This window comes from Streptomyces sp. ICBB 8177 (assembly GCF_003144095.1).
GTDB lineage: Bacteria > Actinomycetota > Actinomycetes > Streptomycetales > Streptomycetaceae > Streptantibioticus_D.
Map to the genome: position 1 here is coordinate 246,847 of NZ_NSKH01000002.1, position 15,840 is coordinate 262,686.

At 74.0% G+C, this 15,840-nt stretch carries 15 protein-coding genes and 1 riboswitch; of the genes, 9 read left to right on the forward strand and 6 right to left on the reverse strand.

The features are described 5' to 3' along the window. The first annotated feature begins 3 nt into the window (after positions 1–3). Both CK485_RS01495 and otsB read left to right on the forward strand, forming a co-directional pair. Complete coding sequence (locus CK485_RS01495; protein ID WP_109445980.1) at positions 4–369, forward strand: DUF3263 domain-containing protein; 366 nt, start codon at positions 4–6, stop codon at positions 367–369. A gap of 94 nt (positions 370–463) precedes the next feature. After that, positions 464–1,303, forward strand: a complete 840-nt coding sequence (gene otsB / locus CK485_RS01500; RefSeq protein WP_109445982.1) for a trehalose-phosphatase — start codon at positions 464–466, stop codon at positions 1,301–1,303. Positions 1,304–1,331: 28 nt separating this feature from the next. Here otsB and CK485_RS01505 read toward each other — a convergent pair whose 3' ends face one another. Both CK485_RS01505 and CK485_RS01510 read right to left on the reverse strand, forming a co-directional pair. Then, complete coding sequence (locus CK485_RS01505; RefSeq protein WP_109445984.1) at positions 1,332–2,804, reverse strand: trehalose-6-phosphate synthase; 1,473 nt, start codon at positions 2,802–2,804, stop codon at positions 1,332–1,334. A 118-nt stretch (positions 2,805–2,922) separates the two neighbouring features. After that, positions 2,923–3,891 (reverse strand): glucosyl-3-phosphoglycerate synthase, encoded by a 969-nt coding sequence (locus CK485_RS01510; protein ID WP_109445986.1) that lies wholly within the window; start codon positions 3,889–3,891, stop codon positions 2,923–2,925. A gap of 178 nt (positions 3,892–4,069) precedes the next feature. Continuing rightward, positions 4,070–4,197: riboswitch (SAM riboswitch) on the forward strand. Between the two features lie 17 nt (positions 4,198–4,214). Between CK485_RS01510 and thrC the strand changes: the two genes are divergently transcribed. The 4 genes from thrC to groL all read left to right on the forward strand — a co-directional run bounded on the left by thrC (position 4,215) and on the right by groL (position 8,643). Next, positions 4,215–5,510, forward strand: a complete 1,296-nt coding sequence (gene thrC, locus CK485_RS01515; protein ID WP_109445988.1) for a threonine synthase — start codon at positions 4,215–4,217, stop codon at positions 5,508–5,510. Then, a complete protein-coding gene (locus CK485_RS01520) occupies positions 5,507–5,782 on the forward strand; it encodes a MoaD/ThiS family protein (protein WP_109445990.1) in 276 nt (91 codons plus the stop codon). Before thrC ends, CK485_RS01520 begins: the two co-directional genes overlap by 4 nt. 568 nt (positions 5,783–6,350) lie before the next feature. Further along, the gene (locus tag CK485_RS01525) at positions 6,351–6,560 is read left to right on the forward strand and encodes a cold-shock protein (RefSeq protein WP_109445992.1); all 210 of its coding nucleotides are present in this window, start codon (positions 6,351–6,353) and stop codon (positions 6,558–6,560) included. Positions 6,561–7,011: 451 nt separating this feature from the next. Next, entirely contained in the window at positions 7,012–8,643 is a 1,632-nt protein-coding gene (groL, locus tag CK485_RS01530) for a chaperonin GroEL (protein WP_109445994.1), read from the forward strand. A gap of 180 nt (positions 8,644–8,823) precedes the next feature. Here groL and murQ read toward each other — a convergent pair whose 3' ends face one another. Beyond that, positions 8,824–9,837: an N-acetylmuramic acid 6-phosphate etherase gene (gene murQ, locus CK485_RS01535; RefSeq protein ID WP_109445996.1), complete on the reverse strand. Its 1,014-nt coding sequence runs from the start codon at positions 9,835–9,837 to the stop codon at positions 8,824–8,826. An 80-nt stretch (positions 9,838–9,917) separates the two neighbouring features. Beyond that, the gene (locus CK485_RS01540; protein ID WP_109445998.1) at positions 9,918–10,901 is read right to left on the reverse strand and encodes a MurR/RpiR family transcriptional regulator; all 984 of its coding nucleotides are present in this window, start codon (positions 10,899–10,901) and stop codon (positions 9,918–9,920) included. 59 nt (positions 10,902–10,960) lie between these two features. Between CK485_RS01540 and CK485_RS01545 the strand changes: the two genes are divergently transcribed. Next, positions 10,961–11,302 (forward strand): hypothetical protein, encoded by a 342-nt coding sequence (locus CK485_RS01545; protein WP_109446000.1) that lies wholly within the window; start codon positions 10,961–10,963, stop codon positions 11,300–11,302. Continuing rightward, a complete protein-coding gene (locus CK485_RS01550; RefSeq protein WP_109446002.1) occupies positions 11,299–11,559 on the forward strand; it encodes a DUF4031 domain-containing protein in 261 nt (86 codons plus the stop codon). The genes CK485_RS01545 and CK485_RS01550 overlap by 4 nt, the downstream gene beginning before the upstream one ends. 39 nt (positions 11,560–11,598) lie before the next feature. Here the strand turns inward: CK485_RS01550 and CK485_RS01555 are convergent, their stop codons facing one another. After that, positions 11,599–12,288, reverse strand: a complete 690-nt coding sequence (locus CK485_RS01555; protein WP_241968055.1) for a hypothetical protein — start codon at positions 12,286–12,288, stop codon at positions 11,599–11,601. 70 nt (positions 12,289–12,358) lie between these two features. Between CK485_RS01555 and CK485_RS01560 the strand changes: the two genes are divergently transcribed. After that, positions 12,359–13,075: a copper homeostasis protein CutC gene (locus CK485_RS01560; protein ID WP_109446004.1), complete on the forward strand. Its 717-nt coding sequence runs from the start codon at positions 12,359–12,361 to the stop codon at positions 13,073–13,075. Between the two features lie 74 nt (positions 13,076–13,149). On the opposite strand, the gene CK485_RS01565 is transcribed toward CK485_RS01560, so the two are convergent. Further along, entirely contained in the window at positions 13,150–15,372 is a 2,223-nt protein-coding gene (locus CK485_RS01565) for an ATP-binding domain-containing protein (RefSeq protein ID WP_241968056.1), read from the reverse strand. Between the last annotated feature and the right edge of the window lie 468 nt (positions 15,373–15,840).

Sequence of the window (15,840 nt, forward strand, 5' to 3'; positions counted from 1 at the left end):
GGCGTGGACAACGCTGAGCCCGGCACCCCGCCCCCCGGGGACGAGCCGGAAGCCGCCGAGGCGGAGGCCGCCGAACCGGAAGCCGCCGAGCCGGAGGCAGTCGCCGCCGCGGCCGAGGAAGCAGCGGCCGTCGCCGGCGACGCGGGCCTGCCGCCCCAGGACGCGGCGCTGCTGGACCTCGAAGGCCGCCAGTGGCGCAGCCAGGGGGCCAAGGAGCGCGCGATCCGCGAGCGCCTGGAGATCTCCCCGACGCGCTACTACCAGCGGCTCAACGCCCTCCTGGACGACCCCCGCGCCCAGCGGCACGCCCCCGCGCTGGTCAACCGCCTGCTGCGGATCCGGCGGGCGCGCCGAGCGCAGCAGGGGTAGCGCGGGCCGCGCCGCCTCCCGCGGGGACGGCGTACCGCGGCGCGTGCGTCCGTGCGCCCTCCGGTGGCGGCGCGTTCCCCGGTAGGGTCGTCGCATGGGCAGCCAACCCCTTCCACAACCGGGCACCCCGGAGGGCCGCGCGGGGCTCGACGCGTTGCTGGCCGAACCGAAGCGGGCGGTCGTCGCCCTGGACTTCGACGGCACGCTGGCCCCGATCGTCGCCGACCCCGACCAGGCCCGCGCCCACCCCGGCGCGGTTCCCGCGCTGGCCAGGCTCGCACCGCAGCTGGGCTCGGTGGCCGTGATCACCGGCCGGCCCGCGGGCGTCGCGGTGCGCTACGGCGGCTTCGCGGGGGTGGCCGGCCTGGACCGCCTCGTCGTGCTCGGCCACTACGGCGCGGAGCGCTGGGACGCGGTCACCGGCGAGGTGCGCAGCCCCGGCGACCACCCCGGCGTCACCGCCGTGCGCGCCGAACTCCCCGGTGTCCTGGACCGCAACGGGTCCTGGAGCGGTACGTGGATCGAGGACAAGGGCGGCCGCGCGGTCGCCGTCCACACCCGCCGCACCAGCGACCCGCAGGCCGCCTTCGACGCGCTGCGCGGCCCCCTGGCCGAGCTGGCCGAGCGGCACGGCCTGATCGTCGAACCGGGCCGCATGGTGCTGGAACTGCGCCCGCCCGGCGTCGACAAGGGCGCCGCCCTCCAGGCCTACGCCCGCGAGGTCGGCGCGGGGTCGATCCTCTACGCGGGCGACGACCTCGGCGACCTGGCCGCTTTCGACGCGGTGGAACGGCTGCGGGGCGAGGGCGTGCCGGGTCTGAAGGTGTGCAGCGGCAACGCGGAGGTCGAGGCGCTGGCCGCCCGCGCGGACGTCGAGGTGGACGGGCCCGAGGGCGTGGTGGCCCTGCTGACCGCGCTGGCGGACGCGCTGTAGCCGACCGCGTGCCCTGGCCGGGGAGCGGTCACCCGCCGAGCGCGTCCAGCTGGTCCAGGAACCACCGCTGCGGCGGCAGGGCCGTGGCCGCCGCGGCCAGCCGCTTGGAGCGGTCGGCCCGCTCCGCCGCCGGCAGGCTCAGCGCCTCGTGCAGCGCCGCGGCGGTCGCCTCGACGTCGTAGGGGTTGACCACGAACGCGTCCTGGCCCAGCTCCGCGTACGCGCCCGCCTCACGCGAGAGCACCAGCGCGCACCCGGCGTCCGAGACGACCGGAACCTCCTTGGCGACCAGGTTCATGCCGTCGCGGATGGGGTTGACCAGGGCGACGTCGGCCAGCCGGTAGGCGGCCAGCGAACGCGCGAAGTCGTCGTCCACCCGCAGCAGCACCGGCTGCCAGCCGTCCGTCCCCCAGCGGGAGTTGATCTCCTCGGCGACCTGCTGGACCTTCGCGGTGTAGTCGCGGTAGACGGCCAGGTCGTAGCGGGAGGGGTAGGCGAACGCGACGTGCACCACGCGCTCGCGCCACTCGGGGTGCTCCGCCAGCAGGCGGTCGTACGCCTGGAGCCCGCGCACGATGTTCTTCGACAGCTCGGTGCGGTCCACCCGCACGATCGTCCTGCGCCCCTCGCCGATCTGCTCGCGCAGCCTCGGCAGCCACGCGTCGACGTCCTCGCGGTGGGCGCGCTCGCGCAGGAAGTCCGGGTCGGCACCGAGCCCGTGTACCCCGATCCGGGTGGTGCGGCCCTCGTGGGTGACCGCCAGCTCGCCGTTCGTCCCGGCGACGTCGCGGACCTCGGCGCCCAGCACGTCCGCCGCGCAGTCCGCGAAGGCCCGCGCCCAGCGGTGGGTCAGGAACGCGGCGCGGTCGCCGCCGAGGATGCCGCGCAGCACGTCGGCGGCGACGTCGTCGGGCAGCAGGCGGAAGTAGTCCGGCGGCGCCCAGGGGGTGTGCGAGAAGTGGCCGATGCGCAGGTCGGGGCGGCGCTCGCGCAGCAGTCCCGGTGTCAGTGTCAGGTGGTAGTCCTGTACCAGGACGGCCGCACCCCGCTCGGCGTCCCTGGCCAGCGCGTCCGCGAAGGCGGTGTTGTAGCGGACGTAACTCGACCACTGGGTGCGGAAGTCGGGGCCGAAGGACGGCTCCAGCGGGGTCTGGTAGAGGAGGTGGTGGATGAACCACAGCACGGAGTTGGCGATGCCGTTGTACGCGTCGGTGAACGTCGCCGCGTCGATGTCCAGCATGCGCACGCGCTGATCACCGGTGTCGGCCGGGTCGAGGTGTCCGTCCGCCGCGCGGGCCGCCGCGCGGTCGTCGTCGGACAGCGCCGAGCAGACCCACACGGCACCGGCGTCCGGGCCGATCGCGCTGAGCCCCGACACCAGGCCGCCGCCGCCGCGTTTCGCGGTCAGCGTGCCGTCGTCGGCGCGGGAGTAGGAGACCGGTCCGCGGTTGGACGCGACCAGGATGCGGGCGGTGTGACCAGCGGTGCGCGGTTCGACCATGTGTCCAAGCCTAGCCGCGCGCCTCGTGCCGCAAACGGGTCCGGGCCGCGCCCGCCGCGTCGTCGCCGTCCGGTGTCCGGATCACGCCGCCCGCTCACGCCCCGGCCGGACCGCCCGCTCACGCCGCCCGCGAGCGCGCGTACTCCGGGATCGTGATCATCGGCGGGCGCTCCTCCGCCGCGACGTCGTGCACGCGCGGGGTGAAGACGCCGTCCGGGGCGCGGTCGAACTGGGTGAGCACCGGCCGCGTCAACTGTGCCCGCGCCAGCCGCACCTGCGCCGTGCGGTAGATGGTCGCCGCCATCCGGCCCAGCGCCTGGCCGTCCTGGTGGCGGTGGTGCCGCACGCCCACGTCCACCTGCGCCAGCGCGTCCAGCCCGACCTCGGCCAGCGCGTCCACCAGCATGCCCAGCTCCACCCCGTAGCCGACCGGGAACGGCAGCCGCTCCAGCAGCGAGCGGCGGGCCGCGTACTCGCCGCCCAGCGGCTGCACGAAGCCGGCCAGCTTCGGCCAGTGCAGGTTCAGCAGCGGGCGGGCGACCAGCTCGGTGACCCGGCCGCCGCCCGCCGGGACCACCCCGCCGCCGGTCTCCAGCGGCCGGTCGTACATCGCCTTGACCAGCCGCACCCCCGGATCGGTCAGCAGCGGGCCGACGATGCCGTGCACGAAGGAGGCGTCGAAGTCCCGCAGGTCGGCGTCGACGAAGCAGACGATCTCGCCGGAGGTCGCCAGCAGCGACCGCCACAGCACCTCGCCCTTGCCCGGCACCGCGGGGATGCGCGGCAGCACCTCGTCGCGGTGCACCACCCGCGCCCCGGCCCGCTCGGCCACCTCGGCGGTGCGGTCGGTGGAGCCGGAGTCCATCACCACCAGCTCGTCCACCAGCGGCACCGGCCCGTCCATCAGCTCCCGGCGGATCTCGCCGACGATCGCGCCGACCGTGGCCTCCTCGTCGAGCGCCGGAAGCACCACGCTCACCGTGCCGTCCGGCCCGGCCGCGCGCTTGGCGTCCAGCAGCCGGTCGAGCGGCCGGTCCGCCGCGGACCACGACCGCGTCCGCAGCCAGCGCTCCACCTCTTCCAGCACGTACGCGTCTCCTCGCTGTGACCGGGCGAAACCCTGGGTGCCTGTGATGCGTCTCGCGGTTCGGACGACTATCTCAAGTGTCCGATGCTTCGGTTACAGTCTTGAACAACGCGTATGACGCCCGCATGCCGGGTCCGCGCGTGACCACAAACGCCCGGGCCCGCGCCCGGTGCCATACCGCTCATCCAGAGGGGCAGAGGGAACGGCCCGTTGAAGCCCCGGCAACCCTCCCGCCGACCGCGAGGTCACGGTGGGGAAGGTGCCAATTCCGTCTCGCGACGAGGTACGCCGCGAGGAAGATGAGGAGAAAGGGCCTCGCCATCATGGCCGTGCAGACCGCCGACACCGCCACCCCCGCACCCCCCGCCGCCCCGGACTTCGGGCCCGCCGTCGCGCTCTCGTGCCGCGAGTGCGGGGAGCGCACCCCGCTCGGCCCGGTCTTCGCCTGCGCCTCGTGTTTCGGCCCGCTGGAGGTCGCCTACGAGTTCCCCACCGGCGACCCGGAGGGCCTGCGCAAGCGCATCGAGGCGGGCCCGGACAACATCTGGCGGTACGCGCCGCTGCTCCCGGTCCCGGCCGACGTCACCGACAAGCCCAACCTCAACCCCGGCTTCACCAAGCTGGTCAAGGCCGACCGCCTCGCCGCCGAACTCGGCGTCACCGGCGGGCTGTTCGTCAAGGACGACTCCGGCAACCCCACGCACTCCTTCAAGGACCGCGTGGTCGCCATCGCCGTCGAGGCCGCTCGCAACTTCGGCCTGACCACGCTCTCCTGCTCCTCCACCGGCAACCTCGCCGGCGCGGTCGGCGCCGCGGCGGTGCGCGCGGGCTTCCGCTCCTGCGTCTTCATCCCGCACGACCTGGAGGCCGGCAAGGTCGTCATGGCCGCGGTCTACGGCGGCGACCTGGTCGGCATCGAGGGCACCTACGACGACGTCAACCGCTTCTGCAGCGAGCTGATCGGCGACCCGATCGGCGAGGGCTGGGGCTTCACCAACGTCAACCTGCGCCCGTACTACGGCGAGGGCTCCAAGACGCTCGCGTACGAGATCTGCGAGCAGCTCGGCTGGCGCCTGCCCGACAACATCATCGTCCCGATCGCCTCCGGCTCCCAGCTCACCAAGATCGACAAGGGGCTCCAGGAGCTGATCAAGCTGGGCCTGGTCGAGGAGAAGCCGTACAGGATCTACGGCGCGCAGGCCGAGGGCTGCTCGCCGGTCTCCGCCGCGTTCAAGGCCGGCCACGACGTGGTGCGGCCGGTCAAGCCGGACACCATCGCCAAGTCGCTGGCGATCGGCAACCCGGCGGACGGCCCCTACGTGCTGGACATCGCCCGGCGCACCGGCGGGGCGGTGGAGGACGTCAACGACGAGCAGGTCGTCGCGGGCATCAAGCTGCTGGCCCGCACCGAGGGGATCTTCGCCGAGACCGCCGGCGGGGTCACCATCGGCGTGCTGAAGAAGCTGATCGAGACCGGCCTGCTCGACCCCTCCGAGGAGACCGTGGCCATCAACACCGGCGACGGCCTCAAGACCCTGGACGCGGTCGCCCCCACCACCGGCCCGACCGCCGTCATCCGTCCGTCCCTTGACTCGTTCCGAGAGGCTGGCCTCGCATGAGCGTCAACGTCCGCATTCCGACGATCCTTCGCACCTACACCGGCGGGCAGGCCGAGGTGCCGGCCGAGGGCGGCACGCTGTCCGAGGTCATCGAGTCGCTGGAGAAGAACCACCCGGGCATCGCCGCCCGCGTCCTGGACGACCAGGGCAGGCTGCGCCGCTTCGTCAACGTCTACGTCAACGACGACGACGTGCGCTTCGAGGACGGCCTCGGAACGGCGACCCCGGACGGCGCCGGCGTCTCGATCATTCCCGCGGTCGCGGGCGGCTGACCGGCGCCCGGCGCGGAACGGCTCGTAACGCGTTCCAATTTCCCGCGCATGCCCCGTTTGCCATTGCGGTGAACGGGGCATACGCACGTCTCCCGGCGCGGTACAGTAATCGGGACGGTGGTGGCCGGCGTCGCGAACCCGCGGCGCTGGACTGCCCGAACTTCAATTCCGGCCAATCGGCCGGTTTTTTCCGTCCCCCGCACTACGCTCGGCGCAACTCCCGCCCAGGGCAAGGTCCGGCCATACGTCCGGCTGTGACGCGTGTGCCGTGGGCGCGCGAGGAACGCGACAAGTTGTGCGCGAAATCGGGGCGTGAATTGTCGCGTTGGTCCCGCTGTGCCCGGTCCGAGTTGCCCTGAATTCCCGTCCTTTAACGGCAAATTACCGATCGGCCGTGCCCAGAATTCTCGTCCGATTGACCTGTTGCAGAGGGCGGTCGTGCAGATACATTCAGCCGCGGTCGACGCGTTCCGGCGCACGCCCCCTGACCGAGTTGTACGGGGGTGAGGTCTGACCCGGGTCCGCGGAGTGCGGGTCCGTGCAAGGGCCAGTAATAGGGGAGTTAGGGATGGCTCAGGGCACCGTCAAGTGGTTCAACGCGGAGAAGGGCTACGGCTTCATCGCGGTCGACGGTGGTGCGGACGTCTTCGTGCACTACAGCGCGATCCAGATGGACGGCTACCGCACCCTCGAAGAAGGTCAGCGGGTCGAGTTCGAGATCTCGCAGGGCCAGAAGGGGCCGCAGGCGGACATGGTCCGGCTCGCCGCCGCCGGCTGACCCGACCGCGTACGACCGCGAAGCTCGCGCGCGCGAGCGCGCACCCGCAAGGCCCGCACCCCGCACAGGTGCGGGCCTTGCCGTGTCGGAAGCCCGCTTCGCGGGGGCTTGCGCCCGCCCGTCGCCCCACCCACCACCCCTACCGGAGCCCGCTTCGGGGGCGCTTGCGCCCACCCGTCCCCCACCGCCACCCCTATTGGGAGCCCGCTTCGCGGGCGCTTGCGCCCACCCGTCCCCGACCGCCACCCCTATTGGGAGCCCGCTTCGCGGGCGCTTGCACTCTCGGGGGGAGAGTGCTAATCATTGGCTTAGCACTCTGACGTTGAGAGTGACAGAAGGACCGAGTCGGTGAGGTCGTCTCAGGGAGCGGGAAGGAACCGCTGCCGGGGTGGCCGTCCGTCGCGGGCGCCACGCGGTCCGGAGCCCACCCCGTCCGGGAGGACCACTTCACATGGCCAAGATCATCGCGTTCGACGAGGAGGCGCGGCGCGGCCTCGAGCGCGGGATGAACCAGCTCGCCGACGCCGTCAAGGTGACCCTCGGCCCCAAGGGCCGCAACGTCGTCCTCGAGAAGAAGTGGGGCGCCCCCACGATCACCAACGATGGTGTGTCCATCGCCAAGGAGATCGAGCTCGAAGACCCGTACGAGAAGATCGGCGCCGAGCTGGTCAAGGAGGTCGCGAAGAAGACGGACGACGTCGCCGGTGACGGCACGACGACCGCGACCGTCCTGGCCCAGGCGCTGGTCCGCGAGGGTCTGCGCAACGTCGCCGCGGGCGCCAACCCGATGGCCCTCAAGCGCGGCATCGAGAAGGCCGTCGAGGCCGTCTCCGGCCAGCTGCTCGAGCAGGCCAAGGACGTGGAGACCAAGGAGCAGATCGCCTCCACCGCCTCCATCTCCGCCGCCGACACCCAGATCGGCGAGCTGATCGCCGAGGCCATGGACAAGGTCGGCAAGGAAGGCGTCATCACCGTCGAGGAGTCGCAGACCTTCGGTCTGGAGCTCGAGCTCACCGAGGGCATGCGCTTCGACAAGGGCTACATCTCCGCGTACTTCGCGACCGACATGGAGCGGATGGAGGCGTCGCTCGACGACCCCTACATCCTGATCGTCAACTCCAAGATCTCCGCGGTGAAGGACCTGCTCCCGCTGCTGGAGAAGGTCATGCAGTCCGGCAAGCCGCTGCTGATCATCGCCGAGGACGTCGAGGGCGAGGCCCTGTCGACCCTGGTCGTCAACAAGATCCGCGGCACCTTCAAGTCCGTCGCCGTCAAGGCCCCGGGCTTCGGCGACCGCCGCAAGGCCATGCTGGGCGACATCGCCATCCTCACCGGCGGCCAGGTCATCTCCGAGGAGGTCGGCCTCAAGCTGGAGAACGCCGGTCTCGACCTGCTGGGCCGTGCCCGCAAGGTCGTCATCACCAAGGACGAGACCACCATCGTCGACGGTGCCGGTGACAGCGAGCAGGTCGCGGGCCGCGTGAACCAGATCCGCGCCGAGATCGAGAACTCCGACTCGGACTACGACCGCGAGAAGCTCCAGGAGCGCCTCGCCAAGCTGGCCGGCGGCGTGGCCGTCATCAAGGCCGGCGCGGCCACCGAGGTGGAGCTCAAGGAGCGCAAGCACCGCATCGAGGACGCCGTTCGCAACGCGAAGGCGGCCGTCGAGGAGGGCATCGTCGCCGGCGGTGGCGTGGCCCTGATCCAGGCCTCCTCGGTCTTCGAGAAGCTCGAGGCGGACCTGACCGGCGACGAGGCCACCGGTGCCGCGATCGTCAAGCTGGCCCTGGAGGCCCCGCTCAAGCAGATCGCCGTCAACGGCGGCCTCGAGGGCGGCGTCGTGGTGGAGAAGGTGCGCAACCTCCCCACCGGCCACGGTCTGAACGCCGCGACCGGCGAGTACGTCGACCTGGTCGCCTCCGGCATCATCGACCCGGCCAAGGTCACCCGGTCCGCGCTGCAGAACGCCGCCTCCATCGCGGCGCTCTTCCTCACCACCGAGGCCGTCATCGCCGACAAGCCGGAGAAGGCCGCCCCCGCGGGCGACCCGACCGGTGGCATGGGCGGCGGCATGGACTTCTGATCCCCGCGAGAGCGAGGATCGGAATCCGGCCACGCACGGCTGAGAACCGGACCGAGGGCGGTACCCCGCGAGGGGTGCCGCCCTCGGGCGTTCCCGGGAGCCTTCGGCGTGTGCCCGCCTCCCGGCGGCCGTGCGCCCGTGCACGTCGTCGGCTCTCACACGCGCCCGCGAGCGCCGCGTTCAGCCCCCGGCGGCCTTGCGGGTCAGGGCCGGGCGCAGGCGGCCGCCCGTCGTCTCCAGCAGCGCCGCCGCCGTGGCCGCGTCCACCCCTCCCAGCAGCACCAGGATCGCGTTCTTGGTCTCGCCGCCGGTCGCGGCCAGCGCCGCCGCGATCTCCTCGTCCGCCGCGCCGGTCGCCAGCGCGACGATGCGGTGCGAACGGGCGCGCAGCTTGTCGTTGGAGGCACGCACGTCGACCATCAGGTTCCCGTAGGTCTTGCCGAGCCGGATCATCGTGATGGTCGAGATCATGTTGAGCACCAGCTTCTGCGCGGTGCCCGCCTTGAGCCGGGTCGAGCCGGTGAGCAGTTCGGGGCCGACCACCACCTCGATGCCGTGCTCCGCCGCGGCGGCCAGCGGCGAGTCCGCGTTGCAGGACAGGCCGACGGTCAACGCGCCCTGCGCGCGGGCGTGTTCGACGGCGGCGACGGCGTACGGGGTGCGGCCGGACGCGGAGACGCCCACCACGGTGTCGGCCGGGCCGACCGCCAGCGCGTCGAGGTCGGCGGCGGCCAGTTCGCCGCGGTCCTCGGCGCCCTCGACCGCCTCCGTCATCGCCCTCGGGCCGCCCGCGATCAGGCCGACGACCTGGCCGGGCGCGGTGTTGAAGGTCGGCGGGCACTCGCTGGCGTCCAGCACGCCGAGGCGGCCCGCGGTGCCCGCGCCCGCGTAGACCAGGCGGCCGCCCTTGGCCATCCGGTCGGCGGTGGCGTCGATGGCGGCGCAGATGCGGGGCAGTTGGGCGGCGACGGCCGCGGGCACGCCGGCGTCCTCGTCGTTCATCAGCCGGGCGAGGTCGGGCGTCGGCAGCTGGTCGATCCCGGCGAGTTCGGGCCGGTAGGCCTCGGTCGTCAGGACGTCCAGCTCGCGCCGCAGGCCGTGGGCGGCTTCGGGGCGCGAGGCCGCGCGGGCGGGCCGTTCGCCGCGGGGGCCTTCGTGGTGGGGCCCCTGGCGGGGCGCTTCGTCGTGGGGCATGGGTGACTCTTCGTTCCTCACGTGTCCGCCGCTCCAGGCGTCCGCCGCCGGGCGGCCGGCGGACACCCGGCGCCGGACGCCTAGAGCCGGGTGGTGCGGGCGGTGTGCCGGTGGGCCAGTGCTTCGTAGGACGCGGACAGCGCCGGGGCCGCCCGCTCGTAGGTGCGCTGCGCGACGCCGACGAACAGGCAGTCCACGACGAGCAGTTGACCGGTCCTGCTGGACATCGCGGCCGGGCGCAGCTCGCTCTCGCGGGCGGTGGACGTGGTCAGCACGTGATCGGCGTACTGCGCGACCGCGCCGTCCGGGCGGCCGGTGATCGCGATGGTGGTGGCGCCCGCGTCGAAGGCGACCCGCAGCGGTTCTATGACGTCGACCGTGTTGCCGGAGTGGGTGATGGCGAGCGCGACGTCGCCCTGGCGCAGCTGCACGGCGTTGGTGACCGCCAGGTGCGGGTCGCTGTGGGCGTGCGCGACCAGGCCGATGCGCAGCAGCTTCTGGGTGAGGTCCTGGCCGACCAGGGCGGAGGCGCCGACACCGTAGACGTCGACGCGGCGGGCGGTGGCCAGCGCGCCCACGGCGAGCTCCAGTTGGGACAGGTCGAGGGCGGCGGCGGTGTCCGCCAGGGTCTGGCGTTCGTCGTGCGCGAGCTTGGCGACCACGTCGGCGAGCGGATCGTCCACCGCGATGTCGGCGGTGACCGAGGCCGGGGCGCCCGCCTCCAACTGCGCGGCGAAGCCGGCCAGCGCCAGCCGCAGGTCGCGGTAGCCGGGGTAGCCCAGCAGCCGGGCGGTGCGCACCACGGTGGCCTCGCTGGTGCCGGTGCGCTGGGCGAGCGCGGTGACGGTGAGTCGGGAGCAGGCGGCCGGGTCGCCCGCGACCGTCTCGGCGACCCGCTGCATGGAACGGGTCATCGAGGGCGCGAGGGTGCGGACCTTGGCGGCGAGCGCGGTGCCGCCCGCGCCGGGCGCGGGGGCCGGTCCGGGCGCGGCGGCCGGTCCCGCGGAGTCGGCACGGGCCTGCCCCACCGCGCTGCCGAAAGTTTCCTTCGTCGTCGGCCTCATTCCTGAAAGGTATTTTCAGCGGTGGGTCGGGTCAAGCCCCCGTACGGGACAATCGGTCCATGGACCTCGAAGCCGCCCTCCACGCCGCCCGGGCTCTCGTGCTCGCCGATCTCCAGGCCGCCGGGGTGGCCGACGCCGACGTCGTGTCGCTGGTGGAGGACGCGGTGGCGCACCGCAGGTGGTGGTGCGAGCAGTGGCCGCAGGGCGCCGGCTTCGTCGCCGGTCTGGTCGCCCAGGACGTCCAGGACGCGCTGCTGGAGCGTCGGGGCCGCTGGCCGCTGTGCCCGACGTGCGCCGAGCCGCACGCGCTGGACGTCGAGCCGGAACTCGGGCCCGACCCGCACTGGGTCTGCGGCCGCTCCGGCACGGTGGTGGCCGCCGTCGGAAGCCTGCGCTCGTGACCGTCTACATCGACCCGCCGACCTGGCCCGGCCACGGGCGGATGTGGTCGCACCTGGTCAGCGACGAGTCGTACGACGAACTGCAAGCGTTCGCCCGGCGGTTGGGGGTGCCGGAGCGGGCGTTCGAGCGCGACCACTACGACGTGCCCGCCGCCCGGTACGCCGACGCCGTCCGGCTGGGCGCGGTCGAGGCGCGCAGCCGCGAACTGGTCGCCCTCCTGACCCGGGCGGGCCTGCGCCGCCGCAAGCGCGGCTGACGGCGCGCTGCTGAATGCCTGAGGCTGACGGCCCGGGGCTCAGCCCGCCGTCAGCAGCTCCAGCTCGGTGCCCACGTTGTGCCGGGCCGCGCGCTCCCAGTGCTCGACGCCGTACGGGGTGCGGAACAGCCGCGGCAGGCCGAGGAGTTGACGCAGCACCTCGGCCCGGCCCGCGCGGAAGTCCGCGTCGGGCACGAAGCCGTACTCCTCGCGCACCGCGGCGGCGTAGGCGGCGTACGCGCCGGGGGAGCCGGCCAGCACGGCCAGGTCGGCGTCGCACAGCACCTGGCCGTCCGCGTCGTCGTCCGCCGGGTCGTGGCCGGCCGTCAGCCGCACCAGCCGGGCCACCTCGGCGGTGACCGCCGCGCCGGCGCCCGCCTCGGGCAGCGCGCGTTCCGCGAGGTGGGCGCTGCGCTCCTCGTTCTCGCTGCGGTCCGGACGGTAGACGGCGTCGTGGAACCACGCGGCCAGCCGCACGGTGTCCGGGTGCGCCGCGTGTCCGGCCAGTTCGTCCACGCGGTCCAGCACCGCGAGCAGGTGGTCGGTGGTGTGGTACCTGCGGTGCGGTTCACCCCAGCGGGCGAGCAGGTTCTCGCCGTACGGGACGGGGTCGGCGCTGCCCCCGGCGCCGCGCAGCGCCCGCGTCCAGCGGTCGAGCAGGTCGTCGTGCGCGGCGTGGCGGCGGCTTGGTGCGCCGGATGCCGCAGGCAGGTGCCCGTTGGCTGACATACGCCCATTGTGGGGGAGCCGGGCGGGGCCGTCTGGCAGTCGGCGCGGGCGGTGTGGCACTCTGTCGTACATGTCTAGACCAATATTCGAAGTGATCGCCCTGGACGCCGCCGACGCCGTCGCCGCGCAGGCCGGAGGGGCGGATCGCCTCGAACTGGTCAGCGACATGGCGGCGGACGGCCTCACCCCGACCCGAGAGACGTTCGCCGCCGTCAGGGCCGCCGTCGGCATCCCGATCCGCGTGATGCTGCGCACCGCGGCCGGTTTCCGCGCGGGCGACGTGGACGCGCTGTGCCGTCTCGCGCGGGACCTGAGGGCCGAGGGCGCCGAGGAGTTCGTGCTCGGCTTCCTCGACGAGGCCGGGGCGGTCGACCTCGGCGCGGTGCGGGCGCTCGCCGCGACCATCGCGGGCTGCCGCTGGACCTTCCACCGCGCCATCGACCACGCGGCGGACCGGGACGCGGTGCGCCGCGCGCTGTCCGGCATGCCGGGGCTCGACACGTACCTGACCGCGGGCAGCGCGGCCGGCGTGGACGACGGCCTGCCCACGCTGCTGGCCGAGGCGGCACGCAGCGGCTCCGGCGACCCGCGGTTCGCCCCGCGCCTGCTGATCGGCGGCGGCCTGCGCGCGGAGCACCTCCCGGCGCTGCGGGCGGCCGGCGCGGACGCCTTCCACGTCGGCGGCGCGGTACGCGGCCCGGGCGGCTGGTCCTCGTCCGTGGACACCGCGACGGTGCGCTCCTGGCGCGAGAGCCTGGACCAGCCCCTGAGCCAGCCGGTCGGCTGAGGCGTGGGTCGTCGGCGCCCGGTCTCCACCGGGCGCCACGTGCCCGCCCGCCCCCCCCGCGTGGCGTCCCGCGCCTACCCCGCCAGCTCCCGCGGCAACGGCGACGCGTGCACGACGGTGAGGCCGGAGACCGCCCGGGTCAGTGCGACGTAGAGCCTGCGCAGGCCGGTGCGGACGTCCGGCTCGCCGGCCACCACCGCGGCCGGTTCGTCGACCACCACGTAGTCGTACTCCAGGCCCTTCGCCAGCGACGCGGGCACCAGCGTCAGCCGGGACTCCCGCGACGTCTCCTCGCCCGGCGCCAGGCACGCCAGCCCGGCCGCCTCCAGCGCCTGCCGCAGCAGGGGGATCCGCGCGTCCGCCGCGATCAGCCCGATCGACCCCTCGCGCCGCAGCGACTCACGGCACGCCACCACCACGGCGTCCGTCAACTCGCCCTCGTCGACGGCTCGTACGACCAGATCGCCCGCCGACTCGCGGACCGAGGTCGCCGGGGCCAGCCGGGGCGCGATCCTGGGCAGCAGCCGGGAGGCGTACGCGATGACCTCGCGCGGCACGCGGAAGCCGCGCGTCAACTCCTCGATCCGCCCGTCGGGTTTGCCCAGGTGCGCCAGCGCCTCCTGCCAACTGCCCGTGGCCCAGGGCGTGGTGCCCTGCGCGATGTCGCCCAGCACGGTCGCGGAACCGGTCGTGCAGCGCCGCCCGACCGCGCGGTACTGCATGGGGGACAGGTCCTGCGCCTCGTCCAGCACCACGTGCCCGAGCGAGGGCGTGCGGTGCACCTGGTCCGCCGCCTCGTCCACCAGCACGGCGTCCGCCGCCGACCAGCGCGCCGACTTCACGCCCCGCGCCGGCTTCTCCCACAGGATCGCGGCCTGCTCCTCGGGCGTCAGCAACCCCTCGGCGCACTCCGCGAGGAAGTCCGCGTCGGACAGCAGCCGCAGCACCGTCTTCGCCGGGTCGGCCGGCGGCCAGATCGCCTTCGCCGCCGCCTTCACCGGCTGCGAGCGGGCCACCGCGTCCTGCACCCGGTCGTCCGGCGCCTCGCCCGCCGCCTCCATCCGGACCAGCACCGCGTGCGCGATCCGCTGCGGCAGCGCCTCGGCTGCGGCCCCGTACCGGATGTCGCGCCGCGCCAACTCCTCCACGATCTCCTGGAGTTCGTACGACGGGACGCGCCAGCGCCGCGAACCGCGCACCACGACGACGCCCTCGGACGGCATCGTGATTCCCGAACGCACCGCGCGGCGCACGACCTCGGCCATCCGCGCGTCGCCCTTGATCCGGGCGGCGGCCGGCGAGTCGGTGCCGCGCACCTCGACGTGCGCCACCAGGTCGTCCACCGTGGCCTGTTTCACGTGCAACTCGCCCAGCGCGGGCAGCACTTGCTCGATGTAGTGCAGGAAGGAACGGTTCGGCCCGACCACCAGCGTGCCGGTGCGCGCCAGCCGTTCGCGGTGCGCGTAGAGCAGGAAGGCGACCCGGTGCAGCCCGACCGCCGTCTTGCCGGTGCCGGGCGCCCCCTGCACGCAGACCGTGCCGCCGATCCCGGACCGCACGATCTCGTCCTGTTCCGGCTGGATGGTGGCCACGATGTCCCGCATCGGACCGACGCGCGGCCGCTCGATCTCGCTCTGGAGCAGCTTGCTGCTGGTCTCGGCCTCGGCCGGGTCCGTGAGGTGCTCGTCCTCGTACGCGGTGAGGCTGCCGCCGGTGTAGCCGAAACGGCGGCGCAGCCCCACGTCCATCGGCTCCTTGCGGGAAGCCCGGTAGAACGGCTGCGAGACGGGTGCGCGCCAGTCGATCACCATCGGCTCGCCCTCGGCGTCGTGCACGTGCCGCCGCCCGATGTAGAAGCGCTCGCCCTCGGCGCCTTCCGCCTGGTCAGCGCCGGGCGCGTGCAGGTAGTCGAGGCGGCCGAAGAACAGCGGGGTGTGCGCGAGGTCGGCGAGCGCGGCGATGCGGTCGTCGATCTGGCGTTGCAGCACCTCGGCGTTGACCCAGTTCGCGGTCACGTCCCGGATGTCGAGCGCCTCGGCCTCCGCCCGCATGGCCCGCAGCGCGCTGCGGGAGGCGGCGAGGTGGGCGCGCTCCCGCGCGAGGGGGTCGTCGTCGCCATGGGGCGCGGCGGGCGCGTCGGCCGGGCCGGCGGAGGTGGCGGGGCCGGGTGGTACGGCGGGGCGGGCGGCCGGTGGGGTGGCGTCGGCCGGTGCGGTGGCTGGGCCGGCCGGTGCGGTGGCGTCGGCCGGTGCGGTGGCTGGGCCGGCGGGTTCGGGCGCGGGCAGGGGCGCGGACACGGTGCGATGCCTCCGGAAGTACGCGGGCGCGCCACAGCCGCCGCACGAGCGGGCACCGCGAAGGGCCCGGCCGACGCGCGGCCGCTGTGTGTACGCGAGTGGTAGTACGACTCGGCTGCCGACCGGTTTCCGTCCGGGCGGCGCTCCCGACCCGGCAGGTGAACCGGGTGCGCGGAGACAGCAAGACGCGAGATGTTACGCCGCCGCTGGCCGGGACGCGAATGGATTTCGGGGCGGGGAGCCTCCGCGGGTCCGCGGCCGGCGAGGAGGGCGCGGCGGCCCGCGGGGTTCGGAGGAGGCCCGCGGGGGTTTGGGGGAGGCCCGCGGGGGTTCGGGGGAGGCCCGCAGGGTTTCGGGGAGGGGAGGCGACGGCACGCGGCACGGCCCGGAGGGACTGCCCTCACTCCCCCGAGTGACGGGTCAGCCTGGAGTCGTAGCGGACGCGCCGGGACGATCATCCCGGGGACC

Coding starts and splice junctions, on each gene's coding strand:
- otsB (WP_109445982.1), top strand. CDS start 464: ATGGGCAGCCAACCCCTTCCACAACCGGGCACCCCGGAGGGCCGCGCG.
- CK485_RS01505 (WP_109445984.1), bottom strand. CDS start 2,804: ATGGTCGAACCGCGCACCGCTGGTCACACCGCCCGCATCCTGGTCGCG.
- thrC (WP_109445988.1), top strand. CDS start 4,215: ATGGCCGTGCAGACCGCCGACACCGCCACCCCCGCACCCCCCGCCGCC.
- CK485_RS01520 (WP_109445990.1), top strand. CDS start 5,507: ATGAGCGTCAACGTCCGCATTCCGACGATCCTTCGCACCTACACCGGC.
- CK485_RS01525 (WP_109445992.1), top strand. CDS start 6,351: ATGGCTCAGGGCACCGTCAAGTGGTTCAACGCGGAGAAGGGCTACGGC.
- groL (WP_109445994.1), top strand. CDS start 7,012: ATGGCCAAGATCATCGCGTTCGACGAGGAGGCGCGGCGCGGCCTCGAG.
- murQ (WP_109445996.1), bottom strand. CDS start 9,837: ATGCCCCACGACGAAGCGCCCCGCCAGGGGCCCCACCACGAAGGCCCC.
- CK485_RS01540 (WP_109445998.1), bottom strand. CDS start 10,901: ATGAGGCCGACGACGAAGGAAACTTTCGGCAGCGCGGTGGGGCAGGCC.
- CK485_RS01545 (WP_109446000.1), top strand. CDS start 10,961: ATGGACCTCGAAGCCGCCCTCCACGCCGCCCGGGCTCTCGTGCTCGCC.
- CK485_RS01555 (WP_241968055.1), bottom strand. CDS start 12,288: ATGTCAGCCAACGGGCACCTGCCTGCGGCATCCGGCGCACCAAGCCGC.
- CK485_RS01560 (WP_109446004.1), top strand. CDS start 12,359: ATGTCTAGACCAATATTCGAAGTGATCGCCCTGGACGCCGCCGACGCC.